At 66.7% G+C, this 14,670-nt stretch carries 14 protein-coding genes; 5 read left to right on the top strand and 9 right to left on the bottom strand.

What is annotated here, in order from left to right; translation table 11 throughout:
- Nucleotides 1-24: 24 nt before the first annotated feature.
- The 5 genes from ACLBWL_RS12950 to ACLBWL_RS12930 all read right to left on the bottom strand — a co-directional run bounded on the left by ACLBWL_RS12950 (nucleotide 25) and on the right by ACLBWL_RS12930 (nucleotide 5,867).
- Nucleotides 25-1,314 carry an adenylosuccinate synthase gene (locus ACLBWL_RS12950; RefSeq protein ID WP_447793669.1) on the bottom strand — a complete coding sequence of 430 codons (1,290 nt, stop codon included), beginning with the start codon at nucleotides 1,312-1,314 and terminating at the stop codon, nucleotides 25-27.
- 29 nt (nucleotides 1,315-1,343) lie between these two features.
- A complete protein-coding gene (locus ACLBWL_RS12945) occupies nucleotides 1,344-2,444 on the bottom strand; it encodes an ATP phosphoribosyltransferase regulatory subunit (RefSeq protein WP_447793667.1) in 1,101 nt (366 codons plus the stop codon).
- Nucleotides 2,441-2,824 carry an endonuclease domain-containing protein gene (locus ACLBWL_RS12940; RefSeq protein WP_447793666.1) on the bottom strand — a complete coding sequence of 128 codons (384 nt, stop codon included), beginning with the start codon at nucleotides 2,822-2,824 and terminating at the stop codon, nucleotides 2,441-2,443. Before ACLBWL_RS12940 ends, ACLBWL_RS12945 begins: the two co-directional genes overlap by 4 nt.
- A 127-nt stretch (nucleotides 2,825-2,951) precedes the next feature.
- Nucleotides 2,952-4,529: a phosphoglycerate dehydrogenase gene (serA, locus tag ACLBWL_RS12935; RefSeq protein WP_447793664.1), complete on the bottom strand. Its 1,578-nt coding sequence runs from the start codon at nucleotides 4,527-4,529 to the stop codon at nucleotides 2,952-2,954.
- A gap of 183 nt (nucleotides 4,530-4,712) precedes the next feature.
- Nucleotides 4,713-5,867, bottom strand: a complete 1,155-nt coding sequence (locus ACLBWL_RS12930; RefSeq protein WP_447793662.1) for a phosphoserine transaminase — start codon at nucleotides 5,865-5,867, stop codon at nucleotides 4,713-4,715.
- Nucleotides 5,868-6,039: 172 nt separating this feature from the next.
- Here ACLBWL_RS12930 and ACLBWL_RS12925 point away from each other — a divergent pair, with 172 nt between their 5' ends.
- The 3 genes from ACLBWL_RS12925 to ACLBWL_RS12915 all read left to right on the top strand — a co-directional run bounded on the left by ACLBWL_RS12925 (nucleotide 6,040) and on the right by ACLBWL_RS12915 (nucleotide 8,475).
- Nucleotides 6,040-6,816 (top strand): DUF4328 domain-containing protein, encoded by a 777-nt coding sequence (locus ACLBWL_RS12925; RefSeq protein ID WP_447793660.1) that lies wholly within the window; start codon nucleotides 6,040-6,042, stop codon nucleotides 6,814-6,816.
- On the top strand, nucleotides 6,800-7,468 hold the full coding sequence (locus ACLBWL_RS12920; RefSeq protein ID WP_447793658.1) for an extensin family protein: 669 nt from the start codon (nucleotides 6,800-6,802) through the stop codon (nucleotides 7,466-7,468). Before ACLBWL_RS12925 ends, ACLBWL_RS12920 begins: the two co-directional genes overlap by 17 nt.
- 122 nt (nucleotides 7,469-7,590) lie before the next feature.
- The gene (locus ACLBWL_RS12915) at nucleotides 7,591-8,475 is read left to right on the top strand and encodes an LOG family protein (protein WP_447793657.1); all 885 of its coding nucleotides are present in this window, start codon (nucleotides 7,591-7,593) and stop codon (nucleotides 8,473-8,475) included.
- Between the two features lie 130 nt (nucleotides 8,476-8,605).
- On the opposite strand, the gene ACLBWL_RS12910 is transcribed toward ACLBWL_RS12915, so the two are convergent.
- Nucleotides 8,606-9,322 (bottom strand): c-type cytochrome, encoded by a 717-nt coding sequence (locus tag ACLBWL_RS12910; RefSeq protein ID WP_447793655.1) that lies wholly within the window; start codon nucleotides 9,320-9,322, stop codon nucleotides 8,606-8,608.
- A 105-nt stretch (nucleotides 9,323-9,427) separates the two neighbouring features.
- Between ACLBWL_RS12910 and ACLBWL_RS12905 the strand changes: the two genes are divergently transcribed.
- The gene (locus ACLBWL_RS12905; protein ID WP_447793653.1) at nucleotides 9,428-10,330 is read left to right on the top strand and encodes a prephenate dehydratase; all 903 of its coding nucleotides are present in this window, start codon (nucleotides 9,428-9,430) and stop codon (nucleotides 10,328-10,330) included.
- A gap of 43 nt (nucleotides 10,331-10,373) precedes the next feature.
- Here the strand turns inward: ACLBWL_RS12905 and ACLBWL_RS12900 are convergent, their stop codons facing one another.
- The 3 genes from ACLBWL_RS12900 to ACLBWL_RS12890 form a co-directional block, all read right to left on the bottom strand.
- Nucleotides 10,374-11,684, bottom strand: a complete 1,311-nt coding sequence (locus ACLBWL_RS12900; RefSeq protein WP_447794392.1) for an ATP-binding protein — start codon at nucleotides 11,682-11,684, stop codon at nucleotides 10,374-10,376.
- A gap of 97 nt (nucleotides 11,685-11,781) precedes the next feature.
- Nucleotides 11,782-12,447, bottom strand: coding sequence for a response regulator transcription factor (locus ACLBWL_RS12895; RefSeq protein ID WP_056061146.1), 666 nt, complete (start codon nucleotides 12,445-12,447; stop codon nucleotides 11,782-11,784).
- 22 nt (nucleotides 12,448-12,469) lie between these two features.
- Nucleotides 12,470-12,766 carry a hypothetical protein gene (locus ACLBWL_RS12890; protein WP_447793650.1) on the bottom strand — a complete coding sequence of 99 codons (297 nt, stop codon included), beginning with the start codon at nucleotides 12,764-12,766 and terminating at the stop codon, nucleotides 12,470-12,472.
- Between the two features lie 121 nt (nucleotides 12,767-12,887).
- Here ACLBWL_RS12890 and ACLBWL_RS12885 point away from each other — a divergent pair, with 121 nt between their 5' ends.
- The gene (locus tag ACLBWL_RS12885; RefSeq protein WP_447793648.1) at nucleotides 12,888-14,669 is read left to right on the top strand and encodes an ABC-F family ATP-binding cassette domain-containing protein; all 1,782 of its coding nucleotides are present in this window, start codon (nucleotides 12,888-12,890) and stop codon (nucleotides 14,667-14,669) included.
- Nucleotide 14,670 lies beyond the last annotated feature (1 nt).

The raw sequence follows: 14,670 nt of genomic DNA, 5'->3' as shown, positions 1-14,670 counted from the left end.
AGCGGTCGCCCGGCTTTTTGCGTATCAGTCCGAGAACGGATCGCGGACGAGGATCGTGTCGGCACGCTGCGGGCTGGTCGACACCAGCGTCACCGGACAGCGGATCAGCTCTTCGATCCGGCGGATATACTTGATCGCCTGCGCCGGCAGGTCGGCCCAGCTCCGCGCACCGGCGGTCGTTTCCTCCCAGCCTTCCATCGTCTCGTAGATCGGCTCGACCAGCGCCTGGTCCGCCGCATGCGCCGGGAAGTAATCGAGCGTCTCGCCACGCAGCTTGTAGCCGGTGCAGATCGACACGGTCTCGAACCCGTCGAGCACGTCGATCTTGGTCAGAGCGATCCCGGTGATGCCACCGACCGCCGCCGCCTGCCGCACCAGCACGGCGTCGAACCAGCCGCAGCGGCGCTTCCGCCCCGTGACGGTGCCGAATTCGTGGCCACGGACGCCGAGGCGCTCGCCGGTCTCGTTCTCGAGCTCGGTCGGGAACGGTCCCGAGCCGACGCGCGTCGTATACGCCTTGGCGATGCCGAGCACGAAGCCGACCGCGGATGGCCCGAGGCCCGACCCGCCGGCGGCTGCGCCTGCGATGGTATTCGACGAGGTGACGAACGGATACGTACCGTGATCGACGTCGAGCAACACGCCCTGCGCGCCCTCGAACAGAATACGCTTGCCGGCAGAGCGCGCGGCGTTGAGATCGCGCCACACGGGCTTGGCGAACGGCAGCACGAAACCGGCGATCTCGCGCAGTTCGGCGATCAGGCGCGCGCGATCGATCGGCGGCTCGCCGAAGCCAGCGCGCAGCGCATCGTGGTGCGCGGTGAGGCGATCGAGCTGCGGGCCGAGATCGTCGAGATGCGCGAGATCGCAGACGCGGATCGCGCGACGGCCGACCTTGTCCTCGTATGCGGGCCCGATCCCGCGACGCGTGGTGCCGATCTTGCCGGCGCCGCTCGCGTCCTCGCGCAGACCGTCGAGATCGCGGTGGAAGGGCAGGATCAGCGCGCAGGTATCGGCGATCCGCAACGTCTCCGGGGTCGCAACGACGCCCTGCGCACCCAACCGCGCGATCTCGTCCTTCAATGCCCAGGGATCGAGCACCACGCCGTTGCCGATGAACGACGGCGTGCCGCGGACGATGCCCGACGGCAGCAGCGACAGCTTGTAGACGTTTTCGCCGACGACCAGTGTGTGGCCGGCATTGTGGCCGCCCTGGAAACGCACGACCATGTCGGCACGCTCGGCGAGCCAGTCGACGATCTTGCCCTTGCCTTCGTCGCCCCATTGCGCGCCGATGACTGCTACGTTGGCCAAACTCTATCTCCTGAGATTACGCGCAGCGCCTACAGCGCGCGGGGCTCGCCCGCCACCCATAGATGCGTGCAGACTTGTGCTTCGGGGGTGTCGCCTGCGTCCAGAGCGGCGACGGTGACCCAGCCTTGTGCGCGCATTGCTGCACCTTCCGTGGCTGGCGTGCCGAACGGGAGGAAGAGGCGGCGACGGTCGACTGTTGCCACGCGCTCGACGAGTGCATCTGCGAACAACGAGAAGCCCGTCGCGGCCTCCTCTGCGCCGGTTTCGTGAACTACGGTGTAGGTGCCACCGCGGCCGACTTCGCGGGCGCTGCCGTCGGCGAAGAGGGAGAAGCCGAGCCAGGTCTGGTATTCGAAGCCGTGGCGCTCGGTAGGGTCGAGAGTCAGCGCAACGCGGCCGTCGAGCGCTTCAGCAATGCGCGCGAGGCCGTCGAGGCGGGACGCGAGCGCGCCAGTCGTGTCGAAGGCGCGGAGGCGGTCCATGGCCTGCTCGAACGGCCCGGCGGCTTCGATCAGCGGGAGGTAGGCTGGCGCGAGTGCGGCGACGGCGCCTGCGTCCTTCGCATCGAGGCGATCGCGCAAGGTAGCGATCTGCTCGGAAGTCACAGGGAGCGGCCCCGCGGCGAGCGTCGACACCAGATCGGGCAGCGTGAAGTCGATCGAGGCGCCGGTGACGTCGGCGGCGGCGATCATGTCGACGGCGACCGCGACGAGTTCCTGGGCTGCTGCGACCGAGTCGAGGCCGATGAGTTCGCAGCCGATCTGCCGGGTTTCGCGGGCGGGGGCGAGCTGCGAGGCGCGCAGCTTAAGCACCGAACCGGCATAGCTCAGCCGAACCGGCCGAGGGTGGTGGCCCATCCGCGTGGCAGCGATCCGCGCGACCTGTGCGGTGATGTCGGGGCGGATCGCGAGCGTCCGCTGCGACACCGGATCGACGAAGCGCACTGCGTCGTGCAACCCACCCGCCTTCAGTCGCATCTCAAGCCCATCGGCAAATTCGGCGAGCGGCGGATCGACGCGCTCATAGCCGTGGAGACGCGCGGCTTCGAGCACGCGCGCTTCCAGCGCCGCGGCCGAATCGGCGAACGGGGGGAGGCGATCTCGGAAACCTTCGGGGAGCAAAGCAGTCACTGCTCCCTCTCCCCTGCGGGGAGAGGGTCGGGGTGAGGGGCTGCCACAAGCGCAACAGAAATAACCTGCCAGACCCCGTCCATCTTGGACATGATGTCGGCGTTGCTGAACCGTATCACGCGATATCCCTGTCGTTGCAGCCAATCCGTTCGGCTTTCGTCGCGCGCTTGGTCAACATGCGTATCGCCGTCAACCTCGATGATCAGTTTCGCGTCTCGGGCGCAGTAGTCGGCGATGTAGGGGCCGATGACGAACTGGCGGGTGAATTTGGTATTGCTTATCTGTCGACCACGCAGGTGACGCCAGAGCTTAGCCTCCGCAGGAGTTGGCTCCCGCCGCATCCGCTTGGCGCGATCGAGAAGTAGGTCGTCGACCTTCACTGCTCCCTCTCCCCCTTCCGGGGAGAGGGCCGGGGTGAGGGGCGCCGCGAGCGCTGACCATCCCAACTGCCCCTCACCCAACCCTCTCCCCGGGGGGGAGAGGGCTTAAGCAAGAAGCATAGCAGGGTTAGAAGTTGAGGCCCATTGCGGTCTTTACGCCTGGCAGCGCGCGGACCTTGGTGAGGAGGTCGGGCGTCACGGCTTCGTCGACCGAGAGGAGAAGCACCGCTTCGCCCCCCGCCGAACGGCGCCCGAGATGGAACGTCCCGATATTCACCCCAGCCTCGCCCAGCGCCGTCCCGAGACGACCGATGAACCCCGGCGCATCCTCGTTGACGACGTACAGCATCGGCCCGGCCAGATCGGCCTCGATCTTGATCCCGAGCAGCTCCACGAGACGCGGCGCCGAATCGCCGAACAACGTACCGGCCACCGACCGCTCGCCATCCTCGGTCTTTACCGACACGCGCAGCAGCGTGTGGTAATCCGCCTCGCGTTCGGTGCGGACTTCGCGCACCTCAAGGCCACGCTCGCGCGCCAGCACGGGTGCGTTGACCATGTTGACGGTCGCGGTCTGCGTCTGGAGATAGCCGGCGAGCACTGCGCTCGTAATCGGCTTGGCGTTGAGCTCGGCCGCCGCGCCCTCGGTATGCACCGAGATCCGCGACACCGCGCCCGTCGTCAACTGCCCGACCAGCGACCCCAGCTTCTCCGCCAACGCCATGTACGGCTTCAGCTTCGGCGCTTCCTCGGCCGACAGCGACGGCATGTTGAGCGCGTTCGTGACGCCGCCCGACATCAGGAAATCGGCCATCTGCTCGGCGACCTGGATCGCGACGTTGACTTGAGCCTCGGTCGTCGACGCGCCCAGATGCGGCGTGCTGACGAAATTCGGCGTGTTGAACAAAGGCGACGCCTTGGCGGGCTCCTCGACGAACACGTCGAGCGCGGCGCCGCCCACCTGCCCCGAATCGAGCGCCGCCTTCAGCGCGACCTCGTCGATCAAGCCGCCGCGGGCGCAGTTGATGATCCGCACGCCCTTCTTGGTCTTGGCGAGTGCCTCGGCCGATAGGATGTTGCGCGTCTGGTCGGTCAGCGGCGTGTGCAGCGTGATGAAATCGGCGCGCGCAAGCAGTTCGTCGAGCGTGACCTTCTCGACGCCGATCTCGATCGCGCGCTCGGGCGTCAGGAACGGATCGAACGCGACGACCTTCATCTTGAGGCCACGCGCGCGATCGGCGACGATCGAGCCGATATTGCCCGCACCGATCAGGCCGAGCGTCTTCGACGTCAGCTCGACGCCCATGAAGCGGTTCTTCTCCCACTTGCCGGCTTGCGTGGAAGCGTCAGCTTCCGGGAGTTGCCGCGCGAGCGCGAACATCAGCGCGATCGCGTGCTCGGCGGTGGTGATCGAGTTGCCGAACGGGGTGTTCATGACGACCACGCCCTTCGCCGAGGCGGCGGGGATGTCGACGTTGTCGACGCCGATCCCGGCGCGGCCGACGACCTTGAGGTTGGTGGCGTGCTCGAGGATTTCCTTGGTCACCTTGGTCGAGCTGCGGATCGCGAGGCCGTCATACTCGCCGATGATCGCGATCAGTTCGGCGGGCGTCTTGCCGGTGATCTCGTCGACCTCGACGCCGCGCTCGCGGAAGATCTGGGCCGCACGGGGATCCATTTTGTCGGAGATGAGGACTTTTGGCATGGGATTTCCTTCTTCTCCCTCTCCCCTCCGGGGAGAGGGTCGGGGTGAGGGGTGGTACGGGGAGGTGGCGCTATCGCTCCCTCTCCCCTTCGGGGAGAGGGCTGGGGTGAGGGGCTGTTCCGGGCGGAGCGCTGCGGGGCAGCCCCTCACCCAACCCTCTCCCCAAAGGGGAGAGGGCTTAAGTTAGCCGGCCTTGGCGGTGGCGTAGGCCCAGTCGAGCCAGGGGCCGAGCGCCTCGATATCAGCGGTGTCGACGGTCGCGCCGCACCAGATACGCAGGCCCGGAGGCGCATCGCGATAACCGGCTACGTCATACGCCGCGCCCGCTTTCTCCAGCGCCGAGGCCATCGCCTTGATCAGCGCCTCGTCGGCACCCTCGACCGTCAGACACACGCTGGTCTTCGACCGCGTTGCCGGATCGGCGGCGAGGTGCCCAAGCCAATCGCGCTCCGCCACGATCTTGTCCAAAGCCGCCGCATTCGCATCCGAGCGCGCAATCAAGCCATCTTCGCCGAGCGACTTCGCCCATTCGAGGCTGAAGATCGCGTCTTCGACTGCGAGCATCGACGGCGTGTTGATCGTCTCGCCCTTGAACACGCCCTCGGTGAGCTTGCCCTTAGAGACTAGGCGGAACACCTTCGGGAGTGGCCATACGGGGGTGTAGGTTTCGAGACGCTCGACCGCGCGGGGGCCGAGGATCAGCACGCCGTGCGCGCCCTCGCCGCCAAGGACCTTCTGCCACGAGAAGGTGGCGACATCGATCTTGGTCCAGTCGATGTCGTAAGCGAACACGCCCGACGTCGCATCGGCGAACGACAGGCCTTCGCGGTCGTCCGGGATCCAGTCCGCGTTCGGCACGCGCACGCCGCTGGTGGTGCCGTTCCAGGTGAACAGCACGTCGTTCGACCAGTCGACCGCGTTCAGATCAGGCAGCTGGCCGTAATCGGCGCGGATGACGGTCGGGTCGATCTTGAGCTGCTTCACGGCATCCGTGACCCAGCCTTCGCCGAAGCTTTCCCACGCGAGCGCGGTGACGGGCTTGGCGCCCAGCATCGTCCACATCGCCATCTCGTACGCGCCGGTGTCGGAGCCGGGGACGATACCGATGCGGTGCGTACCGGGCAGCTTCAGCAGTTCGCGCATCAGGTCGATGCTGTACTGGAGGCGGGTCTTGCCGATCTTCGAGCGATGCGAGCGACCGAGCGACTCGGTGGCGAGCTTGTCCGCGGACCAACCCGGAGGTTTCGCGCAGGGACCGGAGCTGAAAAAGGGACGTGCCGGCTTGGTCGCGGGCTCGTTGAGCGCACCTGTAGCGGGTGCGTAGGTCGTATTCGTCAATGTATCTCTCCTCACAGAGAGCACGCGCGGCGTTGGGACCGCGTGGCCCGTCGCCGGCCCTAACGGCGTTCGCCGGGGTGTCAACCGCGTTCGGCAGCGACGCCAAGCCCGGTTGCGCCATAAACAGGCTGTGTTTACGCCGTGGCGCGCAACAAAGAGACACAATCCCACCATGTCGATCGTCAACTGGTTCGTGGTCTTCCTCGTCGTGTGCCTGGTCGTCGGCGTGGCGCTGGTGGTCCGGCGTATCGCGCATCATCCGTATGAGAGCGACGGCAGGATGGTCGACACGGTCAAGCTCGCGCGGATCGCAAGCATCGCGACCTGGCTCTGGCTTGCCACCGACGTGGCGGTGATGCTGGCGTCGATCGGGACGATCAACGCGCTCGGCGGGTTCGGTAGTCCGATGGCGTCGGCCCACGCTTTGCGAAGCGCCGATGCCTTCACGAGCGCGACCAGCCTCGCCTATTCGGTATCGACCGTCGCGGCAGGCTGCGTGGTGCTGCGATGGGTCTATCTCACCAACCGCAACGCGCACGCTTTATACCCGGCGATGACGGTCACGCCGGGCTGGGCGGTCGCTTGGTTCTTCATCCCCATCGCAGGCCTGTGGAAACCGTTCGATGGCGTCCGTCAGACCTGGCAGGCCAGCGCCGATCCGAAGGCGCCCGACACGGTGCCGATCCCCGCGCTGCTGCGCTGGTGGTGGGGTCTTTGGGTCGTCACCTCGATCATGGGCAATATCGAGTACAGCCTGTCGAGCCGTGCGAATACGGTCGAGGGCATGATCGGGGCGAACCTGTTCACGCTGGCGACGCTGCCCGTCGACATCGGGCTGGCGATCGCCCTGACGACGATGATGCGCCGCCCGTCGCAGATGCAGCGCGATGTGGCTGGCGGCGCGGCGCATCCTCGGCCAAAGACGGCGGAGGATGACGCAGTCGATTAACTTCTCGCGTCACGCGGCATCGACGGCGCTGATATTGGCGCTGGCCGCGTGCGGACGAGCCGATCGGCCGGCGCCGACTCCGGTCCGCGCGAACATCTCCGTCCCGAGCAACCGCGAGAGTGTGCAATGCTTTGCCGACCTGCGCGCGCTCCATGTGTCGTTCCAAGTCCTGCCCGACCGCGAGACGGGGCCGGGTTGCGGGCTGAACGGTACGGTCAAGCTCGTGGATATCGGCGTGCCGGTCGCCAACCTCACCGCAGTGCGATGCAGCGAAGCGCGCGCGTTCATCGGCTGGACGCGCAACGCGGTGGCGCCGGCCGCGTACCAGATGCTTGGCAGCGAACTTGCGCGGGTCGACAGCATGGGGAGCTACGCGTGTCGCAACGTTGTCGGCTCCACGCGCGGCCCCACCCGCCGCTCGGGTCACGCGATCGCCAACGCGATCGACATAGGCGGTTTCGTGCTGAAGGACGGGCGGCGGATCACGGTGCTGAACGACTGGAACTCGCCCGACCCACAGGTCCGGCAGTTCCTCCAGACGATTCGAGCCTCGGCGTGCAGGCGGTTCGGGACAGTGCTCAGCCCCGACTACAACGCCGCGCACCGCAACCACCTGCATCTCGAAGACGATCATGCAAATTTCTGTCGCTGAGGTTCTCCTGCGAACGCAGGAGCCCAGGGTCCAGGACGCACTCCTCCGTAACCCTGGATTCCTGCGTTCGCAGGAAAACGGCGGTCTAGCCCTCCCTGCCCCTTTCCTCTAATCGCGCCTGAATGACAGATACCCGCATACCATCGCGCGTTTTTCCGAACGCCAGCCAGGATGCAGAGTCCGCCCGCGACTCCGTTTCCACACCTCAGACGCAGCACCCTCACTACCGGCTCGCCTTCCAGGACATGGATTTCCTGTTGCGCGAAGACCTGCGGCCGGTGCGGTTCCAGCTCGAACTGCTGAAGACCGAACTCGTCCTCGACGAGGCGAAGATCGGCTCGACCTTCGTGTTCTACGGCTCCGCGCGCATTCCCGAGCCGTCGAAGGCACAGGCGCTGCTGGCGCTCGCGACCGACGAGAAGTCGAAGAAGATCGCCGAGCGGCTGGTCGAGAAGTCGAAATATTACGACGTTGCGCGAGAACTCGCCGCCAAGGTCAGCGTGCTGCCGCGCGACGAGCGTGGCTGGCGGCAGTTCGTGGTGTGCTCGGGCGGCGGTCCGTCGATCATGGAAGCGGCGAACCGCGGTGCGGACGACGTCGGCGCCGAGTCGATCGGACTGAACATCGTCCTGCCGCACGAGCAGGCGCCGAACCCGTACGTCACGCCGTCGCTGTCGGTGCAGTTCCACTATTTCGCGCTGCGGAAGATGCACTTCCTGCTGCACGCCCGCGCGCTGGCCGCGTTTCCGGGTGGGTTCGGGACGTTCGACGAGCTGTTCGAGCTGTTGACGCTGATCCAGACGGGGAAGATCCAGCCGATCCCGGTGCTACTGTTCGGCCGCGAATTCTGGGAGCGGGTCGTGAATTTCGATGCGCTGGTCGAGGAAGGCGTGGTTAGCGAGAAGGATCTGGCGATCTTCCGCTATGTCGAGACGGCGGACGAGGCCTGGGACGCGGTGCAGTCGTTCTATCGTGAGCGGGCTGAGAAGGAAGCCGCGGAGGGCTGAGCCTTCCCAGGGGGGCAATCCCTTCTGCTCCCTCTCCCCCTTCCGGGGAGAGGGCTGGGGTGAGGGGCTGTTCCGGGCGCTGCACTGCTTGGCTGCCCCTCACCCCGAAGGGGAGAGGGAGTTGGTCGCCCTACTTCTCCGAGCGGGCGCCCTTGCGGGCTGCTTCGGGATCGACCGACGGCGCGCCGGAGGCCGGCGTGCCGGTGTTGGCGATATCGGCGGTCGGCGCGCCCTTGGTGGCCGCTGCCTCCGCCGCATTCGCGGTCGCCGGCTGGTCCTTTGCCGCCGCATCCTTCGCCGCAGGAGCAGCGCCAGCCGCGGGCGCCGCCGGGAGCGGCAGGTTCGAACCCTGCTGGTTGAGATACAGGATCACATTCGCGCGGTCCTGCGCATTACCAAGCCCCGCGAACGTCATCTTCGTCCCGTTGGCGAACTTGCGCGGGCTCGTCAGCCAGGCGTTGAGCTTGTCGAAATCCCACTTGCCGCCGACCCCTGCCAGCGCTGCGGAGAAGGCGTACCCGCCCTTGCCCTTGGCGATTTCCTCACCAACCGTGCCGTACAGGTTCGGGCCAACGCCGTTCGCGCCGCCCTGGTTGATCGTGTGGCAGGCCGCGCACTTCTTGAAGACTTCGGCGCCCTTGGCGGCGTCGGCGGTCGGCAGCAGCGAGGCGATCGGCACTTCGGCAGCGGCACCGTCACCGCCCTCGGCAACGACGCCCTCGATCGCATAGCCCATCTTCTCGGGGCGCTCGCCGTGGAACAACATGCCGCCGACGATCGACAGACCGAGCGCCGCGCCACACCCTGCGAGCACCCAGCCGGCGATCGTATTGGTCCGATTGTCCATATTGCGCGTCCGCCCCTGTTCTGTTTGGGACAGCCATAGAAAACGCGGGCGCGCACCGCAAGCTACGCTTGAACATGGCCCCCCGGCTCTCTAGGCGCCCGGCTCATGGAAAACTTCGCCGCACCCGCCCGCCCGATCGTCGCGCGGATGACCGAAGCCGCTGCGGCAGACCCGACGCGCGCGGTCGCGTTCCAGGGTGCGCCGGGCGCGAACAGCCACGTCGCCGCGATCGAGGCGTTTCCGGACGGGTTGCCGCTGCCCTGTTTCGATTTCTCCGACGCGATCGACGCGGTGAAGGACGGCCGCGCCGACTGCGCGATCATCCCGATCGAGAATTCGCTGCACGGCCGCGTCGCCGATATCCATTTCCTGCTCCCCGAATCGGGGCTGGTCATCACCGGCGAACATTTCCTGCCGATCCGCCACGCGCTGATGGGGGCGGGCCCACGCGACGGTATCCGCCAGGCGATGAGCCATCCGCAGGCGCTCGGCCAGTGTCGGCATTGGCTGAAGGCGCACGGGATCGAGCCGGTGAGCTATCCCGACACTGCGGGCGCCGCCGCCAAGGTCGCCGAACTCGCCGATCCTGCGATCGCGGCACTCGCGCCACCTGCCGCTGCCGGGCTGTACGGGCTGGAGCTGCTCGCGACCGACATCGCCGATGCGGATCACAACACGACTCGGTTCGTGGTTCTCGCACGGGGCGGCAAGCCCCCCGCGGCGCAGGAGCCGGTCGGGGGCGAGTGGATGACGACGCTGATCTTCGAGGTGAGGAACGTTCCCGCAGCGCTCTACAAGGCAGTCGGCGGGTTCGCGACTAACGGGGTGAACATTACCAAGCTGGAGAGCTACCAGCGCAACGGCAGCTTCTCGGCGACCGAATTCTATGCGGACGTGGTCGGCAAGCCGGGCGACGCGAACCTCGACCATGCGCTGGAGGAACTGGGGTTCCACTCGAAATGGCTGCGGGTGTTGGGGACGTATCGACAGGCGCGCCCGCGGGGCTGATCGCACCTGATCCTCCCCCGCCAGGGGGAGGATCGAAGCGGCGTCAGTTCGCGGCCGGCAACCTTAGCCGCACCAGCAACCCGCCGAGATCCTCGCTTTCCTCAAGCGCCACGGTCCCCTCGTAGATCTCCGCCACGTCGCGCACGATCGCGAGCCCGAGCCCCGTCCCCGGCTTCCCAGTATCCAGTCGCACGCCGCGGTCGAAGATGCGGACACGTTCTTCCGCCGGGATGCCGACACCGTCGTCCTCGACCAGGAACTCGACGAACCCCGATTGCGCGCCGACCGTCACGAACACGCTGCCGCCACCGTATTTCGCGGCGTTCTCGATCAGGTTGCCGAGCATCTCGTCGAGATCCTGCCGCTCGACATGCACCTGCAACCCGCGCGGGCCGGTCACGTCGATGCGGACATGACGGTACAGCCGCCCGACCGCGCGCTCGACCGATTCGAGGCTCGGCCACACCTCCGCGCGGCTGTGCGCCGATCCGCGGCGGCCGACCGCCCGGGCCCGCGCGAGGTGATGGTCGACCTGCCGCCGCATCGTCCGCGCTTCGCGGATCACCGTGTCGGCGAGGTCGTCGGACTGCGCGGTGGCGGCGTTCATGATCACGGTCAGCGGCGTCTTGAGCGCGTGCGCGAGATTGCCGGCGTGGCGCCGCGCCTCCTCCGCCTGGCGTTCGTTGTGCTCGATCAGTGCGTTCAGTTCCTCGACCATCGGCGCGACCTCGACCGGCATCGCGCTGGACACGCGGTTCGACTGGCCGGCGCGCATCCGGGCGATCTCCTCGCGCACGCGGCGGAGCGGCCAGAGCCCGTAGAAGGTCTGCAGCGCGGCCATCACGATCAGCCCGAGCGCGAGCAGTGCGAAGCTGCGGACGAGCGTGCGGCGCAAGGTGGTAATCTGCGCGTCGAGCCCGTCACGGCTTTGTGCGACCTGGAACCGCCAGTGGATCTTCGAACCGGGCAATACGACATCGCGTTCGACGATCCGCAGCTTCTCGTCGGGGAACTGCGTGCTGTCGTAGAAATGCGCGTTGCGGTCGTCGTGCGGGCCGCCGAATGCGAGCCGCCGATCCCAGAGCGACCGCGACGGGAAATCCTCGCGGCCCCTGCCCGACACCTGCCAGTAGAGCCCCGAATACGGTTCGACGAAGCGCTGGTCCGCAGCGGCGTCGCGGGTGAAGATCACCTCGCCCTCGGGCCCGATCTCGGACGAATTGAGCAGCGAGCGCAGGACATATTCGAGCTGATCGTCGAAATTGCGCGTCACCGCCTGCGACAAGACTCGATCGAGCGCGAACCCGCCGCCGCTGAGCAGCACGACGATCCACACCGCCGCGATCAGGATCATGCGCCGCGACAGCGATCCCTTGACCGCAGCCGGCACACGGATCGGTGTGTCGGTCTTGAGCGGATCTGTTACCGGCGCGCTGTCCATGACCGGACGATCAGGCGTCCGGATCTTCGAGGCTGTAGCCGAGGCCGCGGATCGTCGTGATCACGTCCTGGCCAAGCTTCTTGCGGATGCGCGTCACGAACACTTCGATCGTGTTCGAATCGCGATCGAAATCCTGATCGTAGATATGCTCGATCAGCTCGGTACGGCTGACGACCTTGCCCTTGTGATGAAGCAGATAGCTCAGCAGCTTGTATTCCTGCGCGGTCAGCTTCACCGGCTCGCCAGCGCGCGTCACCTTGCCGCTGCGCGTGTCGAGGCGAATATCGCCCGCCGTCAGCTCGGACGAGGCGTTGCCCGACGCACGGCGGATCAGCGCCCGCAGACGCGCGATCAGCTCCTCGCTCTGGAACGGCTTGGCGACGTAATCGTCCGCACCCGCATCGAGACCCGCGACCTTATCCGACCAGCTGTCGCGCGCGGTCAGCACCAGCACGGGCATCGTCTTGCCCTCCTTGCGCCAGCGATCGAGCACGGTCAGCCCGTCGATCTCGGGCAGGCCGAGATCGAGCACGACCGCGTCGTAATTCTCGGTCGAGCCGAGGAAATGCCCCTCTTCGCCGTCGACCGCGAGATCGATCGCGTAGCCCGCACCCTCGAGGGTGTTCTTCAATTGCTGGCCGAGATTCGGCTCGTCCTCGACGATCAGAACGCGCATGATAGTCCTCTCGATTAAAAGGTCAGCGACCGGTGCGGCCGACGATCTGGCCGGTCCGGCCGTCGACGTCGACCCAGATGACGGTTCCATCGCGCAGGAATTTCAGCGTGTAAATGGCGCTGCCCGAATCATAGTCCGAGCCGAGATACTGCGCGCCCTTCATCGTCGGGATCACGCGCGCTTCGATCTCGCGCAGCGAGAGCCCACCGGTCTTGCGCGCCTGGAACGCGGACATCTGGTCGCCACGACGCTGGTCGGGGCCAGCAGCGATCATGACGGGCGCCGAGGCCAGGGCCGCAAGGAGAAGCAACATCTTCATGGGCGTGGCATAGAGCCTGCGCATTGAACAGCCTGTGAATGGGAGCGATCATCCTGCCGACGCAGGTTACGCTTACGGTGTAACTTGCCTGCATCACCTTGCCCCCCTACGTGGCGCGAACATGGCAGCACCAATCTTAGCATTCGAAGGCCTCGGACTCGTCCAGGGCTCGGGATGGCTCTTTCGCAATCTCGACATCCACATCGGCCCGCGCGACCGGCTCGCGCTGATCGGCCGCAACGGCGCCGGCAAGACGACCTTGCTGAAACTGCTCGGCGGCAGCATCGAAGGCGACGAGGGGCGGCGCACGATCGTCCCCGGCACGCGCGTCGTGATCCTGGAGCAGGAGCCCGATTTGCGCGGCTTCGCGACGCTGGGCGATTACGTGATGGGCGGCGACGATGCGCCGGTCGGCTACGAGGCGGATTCGATCGCCGATCAGCTCGGCATCGACCTGTCGCGCGAGGCGGCATCGGCGTCGGGCGGCGAGCGGCGGCGGGCGGCGATCGTCCGTGCGCTGGCGCAGGACCCCGACGTGCTGCTGCTCGACGAGCCGACCAACCATCTCGACATCGGTGCGATCGAGTGGATCGAGGACTGGCTCAAGCGCTTCCGCGGCGCGTTCGTCGTCATCAGCCATGACCGTACGTTCCTGACGCGGCTCACCAAGCAGACGCTGTGGCTCGATCGCGGCGCGATCCGGCGGGCGGAAATCGGTTTCGGCGGATTCGAGGCGTGGACCGAACAGGTGTACGCCGAGGAACAGCGCCAAGCCGAGAAGCTAGACGCGCGTCTCAAGCTGGAGGAGCATTGGCTGCTTCGCGGCGTCACCGGGCGGCGCAAGCGCAACCAGGGGCGCCTGACCAAGCTGCACGAAATGCGCGCCGAACGCGCGTCGATGATCGGGCCGCAGGGCTCGGCGAACCTTACGACCAGCAGCGACGACACCAAGTCGAAGGTCGTGATCGACGCCAAGCACGTCACCAAGGCGTATGGCGACCGCACGATCATCGGCGATCTCACGTTGCGGGTGACCAGGGGCGACCGGATCGGCATCGTCGGCCGCAACGGCGCCGGCAAGTCGACGCTGTTGAAGCTGCTCACCGGCGAGATCCAGCCCGACAGCGGCTCGATCAAGCTCGCGCAAACCTTGGACGCGGTGGTGATCGACCAGCAGCGCAGCCTGATGGCGCCCGAGAAGACGGTGCGCGAAGTCGTCGTCGACGGCGGCGAGTGGATCGATGTGTTGGGTGTGCGCAAGCATATCCACGGGTACCTGAAGGACTTCCTGTTCGACCCGAACATGGTCGACGCGAAGATCGGCTCGCTGTCGGGTGGCGAGCGGTCGCGGCTGTTGCTCGCGCGCGAATTCGCCAAGCCGTCGAACCTGCTCGTGCTCGACGAGCCGACCAACGATCTCGATCTCGAGACGCTCGATCTGTTGCAGGAAGTGATCGGCGATTACGACGGCACCGTGCTGATCGTCAGCCATGACCGCGACTTCCTCGACCGGACCGTGACGATCACGCTCGGGCTCGACGGCTCGGGCACGGTCGACGTCGTTGCCGGCGGATATGAGGATTGGGAAAAGCGCCGCGCCTCGACGACCACCGGCAAGCGCGCGTCGAAGAAGGTCGCAGCGACCGCCCCACCGGCATCGGCGCCCCGCGCAAAACTGACGTACAAGGACCAGCGCGATTACGAGTTGCTGCCGAAGCGGATCGAGGAACTCGACAAGCAGATGGCGGCCGATGCGGTGAAGCTCGCCAAGCCGGATTTGTACATGCGCGACAATGCGACGTTCGCAAAGCTGACGAAGGCGATCGAGACGGCGCGGGCGGAGAAGGAAGCGGCCGAGTTGCGCTGGCTCGAACTGGCCGAACAGGTCGAGGGCAGCAGCTAGG

Source organism: Sphingomonas sp. M1A8_2b (assembly GCF_053345535.1).
This window is presented reverse-complemented; position numbering and strand designations above follow the sequence as displayed.

What these genes read in the sequence shown, in the direction of transcription:
- serA (WP_447793664.1), bottom strand. Translation starts at nt 4,529, where the DNA reads ATGCCAAAAGTCCTCATCTCCGACAAAATGGATCCCCGTGCGGCCCAG.
- ACLBWL_RS12925 (WP_447793660.1), top strand. Translation starts at nt 6,040, where the DNA reads ATGTCGATCGTCAACTGGTTCGTGGTCTTCCTCGTCGTGTGCCTGGTC.
- ACLBWL_RS12920 (WP_447793658.1), top strand. Translation starts at nt 6,800, where the DNA reads ATGACGCAGTCGATTAACTTCTCGCGTCACGCGGCATCGACGGCGCTG.
- ACLBWL_RS12915 (WP_447793657.1), top strand. Translation starts at nt 7,591, where the DNA reads ATGACAGATACCCGCATACCATCGCGCGTTTTTCCGAACGCCAGCCAG.
- ACLBWL_RS12910 (WP_447793655.1), bottom strand. Translation starts at nt 9,322, where the DNA reads ATGGACAATCGGACCAATACGATCGCCGGCTGGGTGCTCGCAGGGTGT.
- ACLBWL_RS12905 (WP_447793653.1), top strand. Translation starts at nt 9,428, where the DNA reads ATGGAAAACTTCGCCGCACCCGCCCGCCCGATCGTCGCGCGGATGACC.
- ACLBWL_RS12900 (WP_447794392.1), bottom strand. Translation starts at nt 11,684, where the DNA reads ATGATCCTGATCGCGGCGGTGTGGATCGTCGTGCTGCTCAGCGGCGGC.
- ACLBWL_RS12895 (WP_056061146.1), bottom strand. Translation starts at nt 12,447, where the DNA reads ATGCGCGTTCTGATCGTCGAGGACGAGCCGAATCTCGGCCAGCAATTG.
- ACLBWL_RS12890 (WP_447793650.1), bottom strand. Translation starts at nt 12,766, where the DNA reads ATGAAGATGTTGCTTCTCCTTGCGGCCCTGGCCTCGGCGCCCGTCATG.
- ACLBWL_RS12885 (WP_447793648.1), top strand. Translation starts at nt 12,888, where the DNA reads ATGGCAGCACCAATCTTAGCATTCGAAGGCCTCGGACTCGTCCAGGGC.